Source organism: Aquimarina rhabdastrellae, assembly GCA_947387485.1.
Lineage (GTDB): Bacteria > Bacteroidota > Bacteroidia > Flavobacteriales > Flavobacteriaceae > Aquimarina.
On record CANDNT010000007.1, the window covers coordinates 156,254 to 173,609 of the forward strand.

The following is a 17,356-nucleotide window of genomic DNA, read 5'->3' on the forward strand; positions in this document are numbered from 1 at the left end:
TTTATATTTAGAACGTATTAGTTATTTGCTGTAATCTATATCTAAATCCATTAGCTACAACTTCATTATCACTAATAGGTGTTAATCTTTTTCCATTTGTATTTCTTAAAAATGTTACTCTTCCATTTCCAACAAATTGACATTGTACAGCATATTGTCTATGTCCAGCCGCTTGTATAGATACAATTTCTGGATCATCTGAATCTTGTAAGATAATTTCCCAACTATACAACCGTATATCATCACTCTCTTCATATGTATCAAACATCGCCCTTTCATTGGACGAAGTATTTTCTGGGTTTCCGTTTCTCTTTAAAAAATAATTAGGTTTCTTGGCTGATATAATAAACACTTTACCTTTTTCTCCTGGTATTGATTCAATAATAAACGACTGTGAATACTTGCCATTTACAGTATTTGATTCAGGTTGAAAATCTGCATTATTATTACTTAAATTATGATTTAAAACTAAAAAACTTCCATTACTATCTACTTGATTTATGAATCTGTATAGATTCGTATCCGAATTATTTTGGGCTATCATACTAGTCATACCTAGTAATAATAGCACCATAAATTGATATATTTTTTTCATATTTAATTTTTAATTTACCTTAGATAAAGACAAGAGTTATCCTACTCATTATTGTTATCTTTTTGAACAATGAGAAGAATATTCTTAAATGATTATTGTTATTTCTAAGGAGATTCGTTTGTACTCAATTAGTATTTCGTTACTACTCTACTAATATATTTGTATATATTAATCAATTTAATATACTTATTGATATTGTTTTGTCTAAAACAATCTATTATCAAACGAATATTAATTATTGATTTTTTATTTACTAATTACAGCTTCTAATGCTTCAATCTTTTTCATTAACTGCTCAATCTTTTCTTCTTGATTGATCGTATGTAATGTCAATTCTTCTACTTTTTCTACTAAGATAGTATTGATCTGTCCTACATTCATTCCTTCTGCAATTACTTGCGCTTCAGTAGGCATATGAGGTAAGTGTTTATTTGCTTTGATATATTGAGCTACTTCTTTAAGTGGCATTAACTTATAATCCTCTGCAAATACATAGTCAGGAAATGTTGTTACATTTAGTTTCACTTGATCTGTAGTAATTATTCCATCTTGTATCTTTGTTTCAATTCTATTTTCATCACTTCTAATTATCACTGCTTTACTTTCTCCAGCAAACCTTCCTGCCCATAAGGTTATATCAGAACCAGATATTATGCCACCATTATTCAATGATAAATTACCATTCTGTAATCTAGCTATTTCAGTATTAGCCCCATCTCTAAACACAAAGTGACCAAGGGTTTTACTAGCAGGTTGTAGTCCTGCTCGCATAATCATAGGTCCTCCACTGTTAATTCTACTATTTACTAATATATTATCATCAAATTCAACTCCTTCATTAAATTTAACATGTTTTTTAAAGTCAGCAATTTCGTTAAAATAAGCATGACCAAAAAAATTAGCAACTCTACGAACTGCCAAACCATTCTTATAAGACATTTCAACTATCATTTGTTCAATACCTTTTTCTTGTACCCTAAATTGATATGCAAATTCACTATTTTCAACACCTGCATTCACTAAAAAGTCTAATCCTCTGGTTGATTTTATATCATAAAACGTTTTATTTCCTAATCCAAACAAATTCATACCACCACGTGTAAACTCCGAAGTAAAATTCTTACCATCATTATATTTACCTATAGAAAATCTAATACTTTCATCCACTCTATTATTATCGTTATCAGCATTAATGACAATTCCTTCGCCAAGACCAAGACCAGTTAGCCATCGTGGTTCATCATTAATTTGATTTCCTGCTGCAGGAGTTGAAGATTGAGCATTACTTATAAGACTACCTAACCCTATAGCTAGGCATGTTAACATTGTGATTTTACTTTTCCTTCTCATTTTTTAATTATTTTAAAGTTAATACCTCAAAAATAACTTTGATGATTTAAAAAAAACTGACCTATGTATTAATGTGATTTAAGTTAGTTATATGAATTCAAATACTATATTACCTGTATTTGTATATTATATTATCTATATTCTAACATGTTATTATTTACATAATGATATGATATTACATAAAACTAATACTATATTGCAAAAACACTTCATTTGTTTTTTTAACAAAAAATTAATCTTTTACTACTTTATCCACAATAATACCGTCAAAAACCTAAATACAAAAAACAACAAATTAACCACAAAAAAAATACGGTAAAACAGTATCTTAAACAAGCAAACAAAACATAATCAAACACTTAACAAAAATATTCAATTTCTAAAAACAAAAAAGCGCGTAAGTTTTTTTATTTCTATATACTAAATTATAAACTAACTAGCATTTTTCAACATGTCTTATCTTACTTATAAAAATTTACAATTCCCTTCTTCTTTAATAAAGGATATTGAAACAAGCTCAATTCTTAAGTCTTATAATAAAGAGGAAATAGTCGTGGGTCTTGATAGCTATCAAAATTCTACAGGAATTATAGTCGAAGGACTATTAAAAGTTTTAGTTAAACATAATAATAACAACTTATTATTATATCATATAGATATCAATATCAACCCCATAATATCTTTTGTAGATTTTAAAATCAATTCTTCGTTCACTTTTGAGTTAATAGCTATAAAAAAATCTTCTATTAAATGGTATAATATAACAAAAAGCCGAAATTGGTATCATAATTATGATATTTATAAAAATACCATTCATAAGGCTTATGCTTTTCAGTATTCTTCAATATTCAAAGCTTTGAAGCATACACAGACAAATTCACTTCAAGATAAACTTTATGATTATTTAATAACAAAATCTAAAGTTTTGAACGCTACGCAATTTCCCATTACTAACCTAGAAATTGCTCAAGATCTCAATACAACAAATAATAGCATATCTAGAGCGTTTAAAGTTTTATCTGAAAAAAATAAGATTGTAAAATATACCGATACTATAAAAATATTATAAAATAATATATTATTATGGATTTAATCATTCCTCACATTTTAAAAATATTAGATGGTGATAATCAAGTAAATCATTATCATTTCCAACCGAATGACCTTATCATGACACAAAAAAGTGATTTCTTTATGGATAATTTGGTTATTTTTATCAATGGTATTGCTGAGGCATTTTGTGAATATGAAAAAGCTAATCATTTTCTTTTTTTTATAGAAACAGCTCAAGTTCATTTTTTAAATTCAATAAACGTTGCTACTCAAACTCCTCTAGAGTTTTCGTTAAAAGCTATAACCTCTTGTGACGCTATTTTTATCCCAAAAGAAAAATTTCTTCATACTAAAGATAATTTTGACACATTATACCCTTATCTAGCTCAAGATCAATACACTACACAACGATTAATCACAAATAGTATTATTCATACTATAACAAAAAATCTAGATGAATTGCTTTATATTTATCTTAAACAAAAAGCAACTGTTCTTAAAATTCAAGAATTACATATTCAACGTAATGAACTTTCTGATAGTTTAAATTTTTCAAGAGAATCTATTTCTAGATCTCTAAAACGTCTTGAACAACAGAAAAGAATATTACGAAAGCCTAGGTCTATAATTATTACAGGTTTTTAATTAAGACTATATAATCTTAATTAAAAACCTGTAATAATTACGAAACTATATTTTTTTTATACTCGATAGATTTCCTCAATTTATATATTATGGGAAGTTTCATTCTTATTGGATAGAAAACAAAAAGTGTATAGTTAAGTATAAACAAGTACCATCACTATCACTTAATATATATCATTGACTTGTGCAACAATCATTGTTACCTAACGTTTTTTTGCTCCCAATTTTATTTTCAATCCAATCGTGAAAGTAAATCACTATTCCAATTATGAAGTGGAATTAAATTAATAATTATTCTAATAAAAATAGCTCAGTATTAGGTTTACTAGATAAAAAACTCACAGCTATAAGTCTTATTGCAGAGTAATTTAATTAACAATGATTTTTCTAATTGCTCTCTCACTTCCATTTTGAATCTGAAGCAAATATAAACCAGCGTTCAACTCATTAAAGTTTAATTTTTCAGAGAATTGATTATTTACATTATTATATTGCTCTTGTCTAAGCAATTGCCCTTTTAGATCGAATAATTTAATACTTACATTATCCGTATTTGTTGCTTTAAAAGCTAAATTAAAGTTACCATTTGAGGGATTTGGAAATAGTTGTAAAGTATTGTCAATATTAGAGGTAATATCCAGTGTGCTAAGCGTAGTATCACGATTAATGATTAAATCTTGGGATACCTTACCGCTATATTTATCTATAGCAGTAATAGTTATTGTGTAACTTGTATTTAATAATGTTCCAGTTATGATGCCAGTTATTGGATCTAAATTAAGCTCGTTGGGCAAATCTTGAATAGAATAAATTAATGATTCTCCTTCAGGGTCTCTAAATGCATCATTTGGGATTTGGTAATTTAATTCTTTTGTAGGTGAATTATATATATCTAATGTTCTTTGAATTTGAGGATCTTGATTTGCCCCTACTTTTACCCAAAATTTTCTACTAAAACGAGTAACGCCATCAGTAGCTATTATAGTTACTTCTGTTTCACTTTGTGTGCTTGTATCTAAAGCATCATTGAAAAACATAAAATTTAAATTAGGCACAAATGAGTGAGAACTTGCGGTCATTCTATCTGCTTTGAAAACAGTATTTGAAGAAGAAAACTCAAAAGAGTTTGTACCATAGTTATTAAATTCTAATGACCTAAAAGGTTGAGTATCTAGATTACCATTTACATCTATTAAAATATTATTAGGTTGACTTATCCAGATATTCTCTTGATCTGGATATATATAAAATTGAATTTGTAAAACTTCTGTTTCTCCTCCATCATTGGCTATAATTGAAATTATGGTATGCCCAACTTTACCTGTAGGTTTAATATGTAATTCGTTATTAACAATATCAATAGCATCAGTTTTAATAATGGTTCTATCAGAACTTGCATAAGAAAAAGTAATATTGTTTCTATTACCCGAAATTTTATGATCATAATTGAACGGAAAATTGAATGTTTGTTGTGCTTCACTTTGTTTGATTAATTGAGCATTTATTATAGGTAATACAATATTTGGTATTTGGAAGCTTGCAATAGAAACACCAGTCCCTCCACTTCTTTTATAGTTAAAAAGTTTATTATTAAAGGCTATAGATTTACTTTTGCTTAAATTGTCATTTTCAATAAAATCACTTTCGCTATTAGGTTCTTGATGCCAAGTAACACCATCTTCCGTCCAAAATAAACGTTTTTCTGATAAAAAAGGTTCTCCTTCATTATATAAATAATTAGGATTAATTTCTACGATTATCCATAACTTATTCTCATAAACAGCATAATTTCCTGCGGTAGATAAGTCAACAGGTAATGGAAATTGATGTCTTTGCCATGTTACACCATCATCTGAAGATATATATACACCTCTTGTATTTTTTTCAAAAGCAAAATCAGTTTTATTTCCCCCAAATAGTATTAATTTTCCATTTAAAGACACAACTTTAGGAGACCAAAAATGTGGAAAATCTGTAGCAATAGTATTAGTTTTTTGTACCCAATTTGAACCATCTGAAGTAGACCAAACATCGTTTGAACCACTACCTCCTAAGACATACAACTCATTATTATGAACTACTGCTGCTGGTTTTGTTTTAGATGAAAAGTTAGCATTATTAGTAGTCCATGTAATTCCATCTGTAGAAGTTTTTACTTCATTGGTACCTGCTCCTCCAATAGAATATAACTCTCCTTTAAAAGCAATACCCACAGCTCCATTGTTATGATTAATATCACTTGCTACTTCCTGCCAGTTTAATCCATCTGCGCTTTTCCAAATATTATCTGAAGCAATACTTCTCCCATATAACCATAATTCATTATTATATATGGTAAGATTTCTATGACTTCCCATATAATCTTGCGAGAATGAATTAATATTAAATAAAATTAATATAAAAAATACTATTTTTTTCATTATTCTATAATTTGTCTTTTATAGGTAACGAATAAAAACGATTTATCCCTATCTTATTATTGCTTTAGTAATTGTAAACGATATAATATACTTTATTGATAGCTATTTTTGGGGAGTTTATAAATAGTCTCTATAAAATAGTTAATATCATCTTTTATTATTCATTAAATATCTGTAACTATATTAGAAATTATCAAATAAACTTTCCTGGGTATCGAAGAAAAAGTTTTTCAAATTGATATTAAGTATACTTTTAAATAAAAAAATCCTAGAATACTAATTATAGCTACTGTAATCATATGTTTTTAAACCCGTTACAAAACTCAATCACCTGATAATCAAAATAAATTTTAGAACTTTAAAATATGTTAATTTCGAACAAAAGGTGTACATAAAAGTGTACAGTAGAGTAAAAGCAATGACTATAACCAACTATATCTTATTGATTTTATGTAATTTAAAAGAATGGAGTAATCGTTTTACAATTCCGAGGGTTTTGCTGATTATCTCAGTAAAATAGAGGTTTTATAAAAACAAAAACCACTGAAATTCAGTGGTTTAATTTTAATTTGTAGCGAGAACGGGAGTTGAACCCGTGACCTCCGGGTTATGAATCCGACGCTCTAACCAACTGAGCTATCTCGCCATTTTCATCCTTATTGATGTTTTAAAAAAATAACCCTCTGATTACAGAAGGCTAAAATTTAGTAGCGGGAACAGGACTCGAACCTGTGACCTTCGGGTTATGAGCCCGACGAGCTACCTACTGCTCTATCCCGCGATATTGGACTGCAAAGATACAATCTCTTCTGGCTTTTTCAAGTCTTTTTTATGTTTTTTTTCATCTTTTTTTATTTCAAAAAGATAAGCTTCTACTTATCAATATTTTAATCTATTATTTTTTTACAATAATTTTCCTGCTAGCTGCAATAATTGCATTTCAGCATTTTTTGCATCGTATTTTGCATTACTCAAATTTAACTCTGCATTTAACAAATCGATCTGTGCTTGTCTATAATTAATGGAGTTAATTTGCCCTAATTTGTATCGTTCGTTTGTAAGTTCAAAGTTTCGCTTATTGGTATCTCTGCTACGTTCTTGTACTTTTAATGTAAATAAGCGATTTTGATAAGTTTCCCAGGCATTATTAATATCTCTGCTTAGTTGTTGTATTATTTGCTCTTTGGACACTTCTCTAGAAGCTATAGCTATCTTTGCATTATTCACTCTTGTTTTTGTTGTTCCTCCATCAAACACATTCCAAGAAAATGAGATTCCTCCATTAATTCCTTTTTGAGTATTTTCTGAAGGTGAAAATTGATTCACAGGTTCGCTATTCGAACTATTCCATGAGTATCCTCCATTTACGCCTACTGTAGGCATCCATCCTGACCTGTTTATTTTTAAATCATATTGACTCAATGCTAAGTTCTTTTGCGCTTGTAAAACATTTACGTTTTCTTCTTTGGCACTTGTCAATAATACTTCTTTATCCAGGTCTACTTTATAATTTACATCGGTAGACACTTCAAATGTAGTATTTACGTCTCTACCTAATAATACATTTAAGTTTCGTTTTGCGTTGGCCAATTGTCTGTTAACTTCTAAAACAGTAACACTGTCATTACTTACAATAACTTCTGCATTCAACACATCTAGTTTTGTATTTTGACCGTATTCAAAATTATATGTTGTGCGTTGTAATCGCTGTTTTGATACTTCTAAAGTCTTTTCTTGACTACTTTTATTTTCTGTAAGCCTTGCTATTTCATGATACGCTGTATACAATTGTATAATGGTATTTTCTAACACTTGACGCGCTTGCAGTTCTGATAATTGTAATGCTTCTTGTAATCGTTTTACTGTATATTTTCTATTAAACCCGTTAAAAAGTGTATAATCTACTCTCACTGATGCATTATACGATCTTGACTCTGCTCCATTCACTTCATTTACATCTCCGCTTGCAAATGTAGTTTTACTATCATTTTTAGTATAATTTGCTCCTGCACTAGTAGACACACTAGGAAGATATCCTGTGTTAAAAACTCCACTATTATTTTTGGCTACAGCCACATCATTTTTTGCAATAACCACATCATAATTATGCTTCATTGCTAATTGTATAGCTTCTTCTGGGGTTAGCACTTCTTGGGCTTTAAGTGCACTAACACCTAATATACTTATAAAAAAACCAGTTATAATTAAGCTATTAATTTTACTTATTCCCATTTTACTTTTCATTTGTAGAAGTTTCATTTTCTGCTTTCAGTTCTATTACCGCTCTTTCTACCTCTTCTTTAGGAGGTCTTGCCCCTGTTAAAATCCATTTTTTTCCAATCTTAATATCATTTGATATCGAAAGTAATACCGGTAACGTCAATAATGTTAATAATGTAGCAATACTAATACCATATGCTATCGAAATTGCCATAGGAATCAAGAACTGTGCTTGTCGACTTGTTTCCAAAATTAATGGTGCTAATCCCGCTACTGTTGTAATTGTTGTTAAAAAGATGGCTCTAAATCTTGATTTACCAGCTTCAAATAGTGCTGTATCAAATTTCATCCCTTGTTTTAAATACGTATTAAACTTACTAATCAATACTAGTCCATCATTAACCATAATTCCGATCAAAGCAATAATTCCTAACATTGATAGTATATTTACAGCAAAACCATGCAACCAGTGTCCCCATGCTACTCCTATTAAACTAAAAGGTACCATGACTAATAACATTAAAGGTTGTCCATAAGATCTAAACGTAAAAACGATTACGATATAAATCAACAAGAAAATAACTGGTGCTACTACGGCTGCCGATCCTGATACTTTTGAAGCTTCTCTATTTTGTCCTTCGTATAATGCCGTAATTGAAGGATATTTTGCTACGATTTCTGGCATAATACGATTTTGAATATCTGCCAATATATCTGTAGCACTAGCCTTACGGTCTTTCATATCAGCTTCAACTTTAATTTCTCTTTGCCCATTGAGGTGATTTATAGAAATCTCTCCTCTTTCTATCTCATAATTGGCAATTTCAGTCAAAGGTATTCTGTTTCCGCTTGGCGTAAGAATACGCATATCATCAAGATTTTTAATAGATGATCGTTCTTTTTTGTCATAACGCACCCATACTTTGATTTCGTCTTGACCTCGTTGAAAACGCTGTACTTGTAGCCCAAAGAAACCACTACGTACCTGAGACATCACTTCGTTAAGTGTTAACCCTAATAAGTAAGCATTGTCTTTTAGTTTGATTTTAATTTCTTTGATTCCAGAAGGATCATTATCTGTAACATCTTTTAATTCTGTATTCTTACTTAATTCTGTTTTTAATTCAAGCTTAGCTGCTTTTAATTCATCTATTTTATTACTGAGTAACGAAACTGATACTGGTTTTCCTCCAAAGTTACCTCCGGATCCAAACGTAAGACTTTCCACTCCATACACTTCTCCTACTTTATCTCGAATCGCATTAGTTATCTCTCCCGACGTAAAGTTTCTTCGTTCTCCTGGTAATAAATTAATGTTTAATGAAGCTGTTGCACTTCCTGGTCCTATACGTTTAATTACATTCTCTACTACATCTTCGTTCCCTTCTTGTTTTGCTGTATAGGTCTTATTAACTTCCCAAGCTGCGGTCTCTATAACCGAAATGATAGAATCGGTAATAGTCTCATTTGTTCCTTGTGGCATTTTAAGGTTTATCGATACTCTATCACTTGCTATAGAAGGAAAAAATGTTCCTCTTATTACTCCTCCTTGAAAAGCGCCTAGTGTTATAATCAATAATGCAACAGGAATAATCAATCCAAAGAATTTATTTTGTAAAACAAATCGCAATGCTGGTGCATATAATTTGTCTCTCATATAATCCATTATTCGCTCGGCATAGCGATTAAACTTATATACTTTTTGTCCTCTTTTTAAAGCTTTTGAATGTGCTACGTGAGCTGGTAAAATTATTAAAGCTTCTATTAGCGAAATGACCAAGGTTAAAGTTACTACTGTAGATACTTCTCCAAAGAAATCTCCTATGTTTCCGTCTAAGAAAAAGAATACTGCAAAAGCCAATACTGTAGTTGTTATGGCAGAAATGATAGGCGGTATCACTTCTAATGTACCATCTATGGCAGCTTGAATTGGTGTTTTTCCTTTTTCAAAATGATGGTATATATTTTCGGAAATTACAATTCCGTCATCCACCAAAATACCAATTACGATAATCATCCCAAACAAGGACAATACATTAATTGTTACATCAAAATATCCTGCAAAAATAAACATTCCAAAAAAAGCTACTGGTAATCCTGCCGCTACCCAAAATGCCAATCTAGGTCTTAAGAATAGTGATAAGAATAACAATACCAACAACATTCCTTGCCATGCATTCTTAAACAATAATTGTGTACGTTCTCTTAACGGAATAGAAGCATCTCTAGTGATCTCTAATTGTATTCCTTCACTTCCCTCGTTAAAACGTTCTATATATTCATTAATCTTCTCTGCAGAACTTAATAGGTCTTCATTATTTGTATTACTCACCTGTAATCGAACTGCCGTATTACTGTTAAAGAAACTACGATTAGGAGTCTCGTTCCAGCGATCTCTTATTTCGGCTATATCTTTCAATCTTATGATATTTCCTGAAGTTTCTGCTCTAATAATTAGATTCTCTAATTCGTCTGCATAATACGCTCTATTATTAGCTCTGATTAAATATTCTTCAGATTCCGTTTTAATAGATCCACCAGTAGTTAACAAATTAGCATTTGATACTGCACTTGCAACTTGACGAAATGTAAGGTTATATGCTTTTAAATCTTGTTCTCTTACTGCGATCTCTATTTCTTCGGCAGGAAACCCTGTTACCGTTATTTGAGATATTCCGTCAATTCTTCTTAGATCATTTTCTACATCTCGACTTATTTGCTTCAGTGTTTTAAGTGAAACACCTTCTCCTGTTACTACAAAACTTATGGTCTCTGCTACATTTTCAACTTTTGTAATTACAGGAGGTTCCATTCCCACTGGAAAATTGGGTACTTTATCTACTGCATTTTTTACTTCGGCCAATACCACATCAATATCGTATCCTTTAAGTTTTTCTATAGCTATATTAGCTGCATTTTCTGAAGAAGTAGAAGTAACTCTATCAATTCCTATCAATCCTTTAAGATTGTCTTCTATTTTTAATACAACTCCTTCTTCTATTTCTTGGGGAGAAGCTCCAGGATAAACTACATCTATACGTATAAAATTAGAATCTATTAAAGGGAAAAAGGAAGAACGTAAGGTTGAATATCCTAGAAATCCCATTATCACAAATGCCAGTATCAATACATTAACGGCAACTGGATATTTTATAAAGTATGATATTATCTTTTTCACTATCTATATTCTTTTTGGAGGGCTATTATTTATTTTCTGATACTACCTTTACCTTCATTCCTTCATGAGCTCCAGAAATAGGTTTACTTACCAGTTGTATTCCGTCTTCAAGTCCTTTTACTATTACTGTATTCTCATTAAAATACACTGGATTAATTGGTATTTTTCTCAATACAGAATCTTGTACGATATAGACTTCTTTATTATCTATTAGCAGTTTTCTTGCTATCTCATAAGCATTTGCCTCTTTTTGTGCAGGAACATAGGCTTCTAGATACATTCCTTCTCTTAAATTATCGCCTTTTACTTCTATAAACACTTTTACTGTTTGTGTAGCTTGATCTATCTTTCCGTTAATTCTAGTTACTTTCCCTGTCCACTCTTGGGTTTCTTCTAGATTTCTTAATGACACATCTTTTCCTACACTTAATATATTTGCATAAGTTGCATTGATCGCAACTTCTATCTCATAGGCTTCTGTTCTAATGAACTCTCCCATTTTTTGACCTGCTCTTACTAGTGTTCCTTGAGTTACTAGAGCTTCTGTCAAAATTCCATCAAAAGGAGCTCGTATATTGTATTTTCCTAATCGTGCCTCTAGGTTCTTGATATTATAATATGTAGCATAAATATTCTTTCCTGTCACAAAATACTTTTCTTGGTCTGTATCTGTTTTTGGCAATGCTGGTATACTTTTATTTAAATCAAAATTCTTTAAATACGTATTCCATTTTTCAAAAGCTGCTGGATAATCCAACCTTAAATCTGGCATCATTGATACGATAAGATTTTGTAAACTACTTTTTTGGGCCTGTAAGGTTGCATAATGCTCTTCGTTATTAATACGAAGTAATACTTCTCCTTTTCTGTATTTTACTCCTACTTTAAATTCTTTTCCTGTTGCTTGCAATACACCTTGAACTTCAGAAAACAATTCTACTTTTTGCTTTGCAACTAAGTTTCCGTCTGCTGTAATAATGATAGGAATCTCGCTATTTTTAACGGTCTTTGTAAAGACTGTTTTTTCTGTTTGTACTTTTCTTTTAGGAGGTTGCTTTTTATTATTCTTAAATAGCATAAATATTCCTATTGACGCTCCTAAAATGAGTACACCTAATAATGCGATAACTACTTTTCTCATTCCTTACTTCTATTAATCTATTCTTTATTACCTATTTTCTATATTGCTTATCCTTTAGCAATCACTTGTTTTTAATTCGGCTACAAATGTAATCACTAATAGTCGCTACTTGTCTCTTCTTATTTTGTAAATTCATGTTAAAAATTCACTACAAGCGTTTATTTATTAACACCCTATTTCTTATTCATTTTGATCTAAAGTTTCCTTTAGACTGACATTATATTGTAAAGTTTAATTTGTTAACAATACTTAATGATCGTATAAAAAAAGAGTTGCCTTTTTAAAAACAACTCTCTTGGATTCTTATGTTATTATGCCTCTAACAACTCTATTTCTTCTTGTAGATTTTCCCAATCTTCCATAGCTTTTTCTAAATCTTTCTTTTTGGCTTCATAGTGTTCAAAAAAATCAGGTTTTGCTATAGTAGCTTCGTAATCTTTCATTAGCTCTTCATCAATCAATTGTATCTCTTTTTCTAATTTGCTAATTTTTGCTTCTATATTACTCAGCTTATTGTTTAACGATTTGAGCTTCTTTTGTTCTTGATACGAAAGTTTTGCTTTGGTTTTTTCTACTGTTTCTACTTTTGCTTCTTTCTCTCTTTTTTCTACTTCTCGTAGATTAGCCACTTTTCTTTGCTCTAAATAAAAGTCAATATCTCCTAAATACTCTTTTATCTTCTTATCTTTAAACTCATATACCGTAGTTGTTAGCCCTTGAAGAAAATCTCTATCATGAGAAACTAATAACAAGGTTCCTTCAAAACTCTTCAATGCTTTTTTAAGTACATTCTTTGATTTTATGTCAAGGTGATTGGTAGGCTCATCCATCACCAATACATTGAATGGTTGTAAAAGCATTTTACACAACGCTAATCGATTACGTTCTCCTCCTGATAATACTTTTACTTTTTTCTCTACATCATCTCCTCTAAATAAGAATGCACCTAACATATCTCTTACTTTGCTACGTGTCTTTTCGTTTGCAGCATGGATCATCGTTTCTTCTATCGTAAGTTCTCCGTCAAGATATTCGGCTTGATTTTGAGCAAAATATCCTATCTCTACATTATGTCCTAATTTTAAGTTACCTGTATGTGAGATCTCATTAATAATGATCTTTGCTAGTGTAGATTTTCCTTGTCCATTTTGCCCTACAAAGGCTATTTTTGAACCTCTTTCTACTAATAAATCTATAGCTCTTAAAATCTCTTTTTCTCCATAATTTTTGCTCACCTGCTCTGCCTCTATTACTACTTTACCAGGTTGCACACTTACAGGAAAACTAATATTCATCACAGCATTATCATCTTCGTCAACTTGTATACGCTCAACTTTATCTAGTTTTTTAATCAGTGATTGTGCCATAGATGCTTTTGTAGCCTTGGCTCTAAACTTTTCGATAAGCTTTTCTGTATGTTCAATTTGCTTTGCTTGATTTTTTTGCGCAGCTAATTGTTGTTCTCGCATTTCTTCTCGCAGTACCAAATATTTTGAATATGGTTTATTGTAATCATAGATCCTACCTAGAGATATTTCTATTGTCCTATTGGTTACATTATCCAAAAACATTTTATCGTGAGATACTATCACTACAGCCCCAGAATAGTTTTTAAGGAAATTCTCTAACCAGATAATGGATTCAATATCAAGGTGGTTTGTAGGCTCATCTAATAGTAAAATGTCATTATTTTGTAGTAGAAGCTTTGCCAACTCTATACGCATTCTCCATCCACCAGAAAAGGTATCTGTTAATCTATCAAAATCATCTGCTGTAAATCCCAGTCCTTGTAATACGCGTTCTGTATCTCCCTTATAATTATAGCCCCCTAAAAGTTCATAACGTTGTGTAAAATCGCTTAAATCCGTAATTAACTTGTTATATGCTTCAGATTCATAATCAGATCGTGTAGCTAACTGTTCATTAATTTCATCAATCGCTCGTTCTATCTTTTTGATTTCAACAAAAGCTTCATATGCTTCTTCTACAACTGTTCTTCCTTGTATGAAATCTATATCTTGCTTTAAGAAACCAATTTTGGCATCTTTATCTAACGCTATCTGTCCAGAATCAGGTTCTTGCTCTTTGGATAAAATCTTAAGCATTGTTGATTTACCTGCTCCATTTTTTCCTATAAGTCCTACTCTATCTCCAGCACCTAATCTAAATGTGATATCTTCAAATAAATATTCTCCTCCAAATGAGATTGATAAATTATGTATGTTCAGCATCGATTTCTTGTCTTATTTCTGCAAAGATGCTCATTTTTATGCGCCTGTAAAAGTTCCTTATTATTTATTACGTTATTATGATTTTTCTTTTCTAATTTGACGATATTTGTAATACTAATCTGATTGTTTCTATGAAGTTTTTAAAAGGCACAAAAGTATATAGTATTCTTACTGGTGCATGTCCAGTTTGTCATGAAGAAAGTATGTATAAGCATCCTAATCCATATAGCTCAATTTTTCAAACACTGAGCATGAATGAACGTTGTAGTCATTGTCAAACAAAATACAAAATAGAACCTTCTTTCTTTTATGGAGCAATGTATGTAAGTTATCCTGTTGGGATTGCTTTTGCTGTAGCAGCTTTTATCATTGCTAATTTCTTTTTTGAATTAACTTTACTTCAATCTTTCTTTATTATTGTAGGAACTTTGATTGTTTTTATGCCCATTATCATGCGTTTAGCTAGAAATATATGGATTAACTTTTTTAAGCATTTTAAGAAGAAATCAAAACATTAAAATGTTCGATCTTCAAATCTTTTTATGTTAATTTCTTTATCTAGCGGTATATCATTTGCTATGTTTTGATATAATGCTTTTGCAACGGTAGGACCGATTAAAATTCCTCGTGTTCCCAATCCATTTAAGATATGAAGATTTGGGTACTTAGCATGTCTCCCTACTAATGGTCTTCTATCCAAAACTGTTGGTCGTACTCCTGCCATTTGATCTACAACCTGAAACGGAACTTTAATAATTTTCCTTATTCCTTTTTCAAGTTCTTCTCTTGCTTCAATAGTACTTTTTAATGTTTTATCGTCGTGATTATACGTTGCACCTACTTTATATAAATTATCACCTAATGGAATGATAAAAATCGCCGATTTTACCGCTTCTTTAAGCTTTAATGCTTCGGATTTAATAATTAAATACTCTCCTTTGTTTCCTGTTAATGGTAACTCATTAAAAAACGGATTTTGCTTTAATCCATATCCTTCAGCAAATACTACATATTTTGCCTTAATACCTTTATAAACCACCTCATTTGCATTTATTTCTAATGCATTATACTCAAATCCATCTTCAAAAAAAGCATTACGTTTTGTAAGTTTTTCTTTAAATGCATCAAGCATTTTAACAATTTCAACTCTCCCCGTATTTTTTACTTTACCATAATGATATAAAGCATCAATACCAGCATATGTATTTTTATCTACTAGTTGAGGAGTTAAAAATCTTTGTAATGTAGGTTTATCATAGGCTTCTGCCCAGGTGTTTTGCTCTTCTACAGAATTAAACCTTCTTAAAACGGGTAGTTCGTATGTAATTTCTGTATTGAATTGTTGTTGCAGTCTATTGTATAACGGTAAAGCTTCTGCTAATTGTTCTTCTGCTTTCCACGCTAAGGTAAATCGTTTTAAAATCACAGGATTATACAAACCTCCTGCAACTCTTGAAGAGCGCTGTGAATCGTTATCGAATACTACATATGATTTATTATGCTCTTCTAATTGGTCTGCAAAAGACATTCCGGCCAAACCAAAGCCTACAATTATAAAATCTACCATAGTGCAAAAATAAAAAACGCCCATAGGATTATGGGCGTTTTTTACATATTTATAATGACTTATTTTAGTAAGTCCACATGTCTTGTTCAAAGTTACGTATACTTTCTTTGATACGTTCACTCTCCATTAACTGGAATAATGCATTATCAATGATATAATCATCAATCTTACGGTCACCTTGTACGTTATCTTCTTGATAGATAATCGCACTAAAACGTCTAGCGTTTAACAGATGATCAAAAGAAAATGGCATTGATGTATTCTTTCTGTTAAAAGCCTTTGCATTATGCAAAATCTCTCTTACATCAGGATACCAAATCCAGAATAATTCTACCATATCTGGCTCATCGTCATCGATAAAGTTAACATCCGGAGCAACAGGAGCTAAACCTACCAATCGGTATTTTAATTCTCCTTGTCTCTTATCAAAATACCAGTAACCTCTGATATGATATTCTGAGATATCAGCTGCTTCAAGATCACGACGGTTGATATACTGTGGATCCACAGGTTCTCCAGCATTATATTGCTCATAACCTAAATCTGTAGTATCGATTCTAGTTAATGTTGATTGTAAATCATCTAGTGTACGTGTCTCAGTAAAATATGAATCTGAGTAAATGCTCTTTATGTTTCCATTTTTTATATTTGATAATAAAACATGATATAAAGAACGACGATTTGATCCAATATTCACAGTATCAATAGGGTAATATAGCGGGAAATTATTACGCTCATCTAAGTCCACTATTTCCCAAGTAGTCTTAGCCCACAATACATCTCGCTCATCAACATATCCATATTCTAATGGATGATCGTTATCATATTTAATTTGCTCTTCAGTTTTCTTACCTATTTCTTCTGGAGTGGTAGCATTTAATAAGTTTGCTTGTCCATAAGAAATGATGCTAAGCATAAAACCAAAAAGGGTTAACACAAAATTTCTCAAATTCATA

12 protein-coding genes and 2 tRNA genes are annotated in these 17,356 nt (G+C 30.7%); 3 read left to right on the forward strand and 11 right to left on the reverse strand.

Annotation, left to right across the window (positions count from 1 at the left end; all coding sequences use genetic code 11):
* Positions 1–7: 7 nt before the first annotated feature.
* Positions 8–595, reverse strand: a complete 588-nt coding sequence (locus tag ACYEKI_RS12510; RefSeq protein ID WP_459211533.1) for a hypothetical protein — start codon at positions 593–595, stop codon at positions 8–10.
* Positions 596–841: 246 nt separating this feature from the next.
* Positions 842–1,921 carry a hypothetical protein gene (locus ACYEKI_RS12515; protein WP_459211534.1) on the reverse strand — a complete coding sequence of 360 codons (1,080 nt, stop codon included), beginning with the start codon at positions 1,919–1,921 and terminating at the stop codon, positions 842–844.
* Between the two features lie 475 nt (positions 1,922–2,396).
* Between ACYEKI_RS12515 and ACYEKI_RS12520 the strand changes: the two genes are divergently transcribed.
* Together ACYEKI_RS12520 and ACYEKI_RS12525 are read left to right on the forward strand one after the other, a co-directional pair.
* Positions 2,397–3,014 (forward strand): cyclic nucleotide-binding domain-containing protein, encoded by a 618-nt coding sequence (locus tag ACYEKI_RS12520; RefSeq protein ID WP_459211535.1) that lies wholly within the window; start codon positions 2,397–2,399, stop codon positions 3,012–3,014.
* A 14-nt stretch (positions 3,015–3,028) separates the two neighbouring features.
* Positions 3,029–3,643 carry a helix-turn-helix domain-containing protein gene (locus tag ACYEKI_RS12525; RefSeq protein WP_459211536.1) on the forward strand — a complete coding sequence of 205 codons (615 nt, stop codon included), beginning with the start codon at positions 3,029–3,031 and terminating at the stop codon, positions 3,641–3,643.
* A gap of 368 nt (positions 3,644–4,011) precedes the next feature.
* On the opposite strand, the gene ACYEKI_RS12530 is transcribed toward ACYEKI_RS12525, so the two are convergent.
* The 7 genes from ACYEKI_RS12530 to ACYEKI_RS12560 all read right to left on the reverse strand — a co-directional run bounded on the left by ACYEKI_RS12530 (position 4,012) and on the right by ACYEKI_RS12560 (position 14,833).
* Positions 4,012–6,063 (reverse strand): T9SS type A sorting domain-containing protein, encoded by a 2,052-nt coding sequence (locus tag ACYEKI_RS12530; RefSeq protein ID WP_459211537.1) that lies wholly within the window; start codon positions 6,061–6,063, stop codon positions 4,012–4,014.
* Between the two features lie 572 nt (positions 6,064–6,635).
* Positions 6,636–6,709 (reverse strand) — tRNA-Met (locus ACYEKI_RS12535).
* Between the two features lie 62 nt (positions 6,710–6,771).
* Positions 6,772–6,844: transfer RNA gene (locus tag ACYEKI_RS12540), tRNA-Met, on the reverse strand.
* Positions 6,845–6,966: 122 nt separating this feature from the next.
* Positions 6,967–8,307 carry a TolC family protein gene (locus ACYEKI_RS12545; protein ID WP_459211538.1) on the reverse strand — a complete coding sequence of 447 codons (1,341 nt, stop codon included), beginning with the start codon at positions 8,305–8,307 and terminating at the stop codon, positions 6,967–6,969.
* Positions 8,297–11,461: an efflux RND transporter permease subunit gene (locus tag ACYEKI_RS12550; RefSeq protein WP_459211539.1), complete on the reverse strand. Its 3,165-nt coding sequence runs from the start codon at positions 11,459–11,461 to the stop codon at positions 8,297–8,299. Before ACYEKI_RS12550 ends, ACYEKI_RS12545 begins: the two co-directional genes overlap by 11 nt.
* 25 nt (positions 11,462–11,486) lie before the next feature.
* Positions 11,487–12,602, reverse strand: coding sequence for an efflux RND transporter periplasmic adaptor subunit (locus ACYEKI_RS12555; RefSeq protein ID WP_459211540.1), 1,116 nt, complete (start codon positions 12,600–12,602; stop codon positions 11,487–11,489).
* A gap of 311 nt (positions 12,603–12,913) precedes the next feature.
* Positions 12,914–14,833 (reverse strand): ABC-F family ATP-binding cassette domain-containing protein, encoded by a 1,920-nt coding sequence (locus ACYEKI_RS12560; protein ID WP_459211541.1) that lies wholly within the window; start codon positions 14,831–14,833, stop codon positions 12,914–12,916.
* 131 nt (positions 14,834–14,964) lie between these two features.
* Between ACYEKI_RS12560 and ACYEKI_RS12565 the strand changes: the two genes are divergently transcribed.
* Entirely contained in the window at positions 14,965–15,351 is a 387-nt protein-coding gene (locus ACYEKI_RS12565) for a DUF983 domain-containing protein (protein ID WP_459211542.1), read from the forward strand.
* On the opposite strand, the gene ACYEKI_RS12570 is transcribed toward ACYEKI_RS12565, so the two are convergent.
* Together ACYEKI_RS12570 and porN are read right to left on the reverse strand one after the other, a co-directional pair.
* Positions 15,348–16,400, reverse strand: a complete 1,053-nt coding sequence (locus ACYEKI_RS12570; RefSeq protein WP_459211543.1) for an NAD(P)/FAD-dependent oxidoreductase — start codon at positions 16,398–16,400, stop codon at positions 15,348–15,350. The genes ACYEKI_RS12565 and ACYEKI_RS12570 overlap by 4 nt on opposite strands.
* A 64-nt stretch (positions 16,401–16,464) precedes the next feature.
* The gene (porN, locus tag ACYEKI_RS12575; protein WP_459211544.1) at positions 16,465–17,355 is read right to left on the reverse strand and encodes a type IX secretion system ring subunit PorN/GldN; all 891 of its coding nucleotides are present in this window, start codon (positions 17,353–17,355) and stop codon (positions 16,465–16,467) included.
* Between the last annotated feature and the right edge of the window lies 1 nt (position 17,356).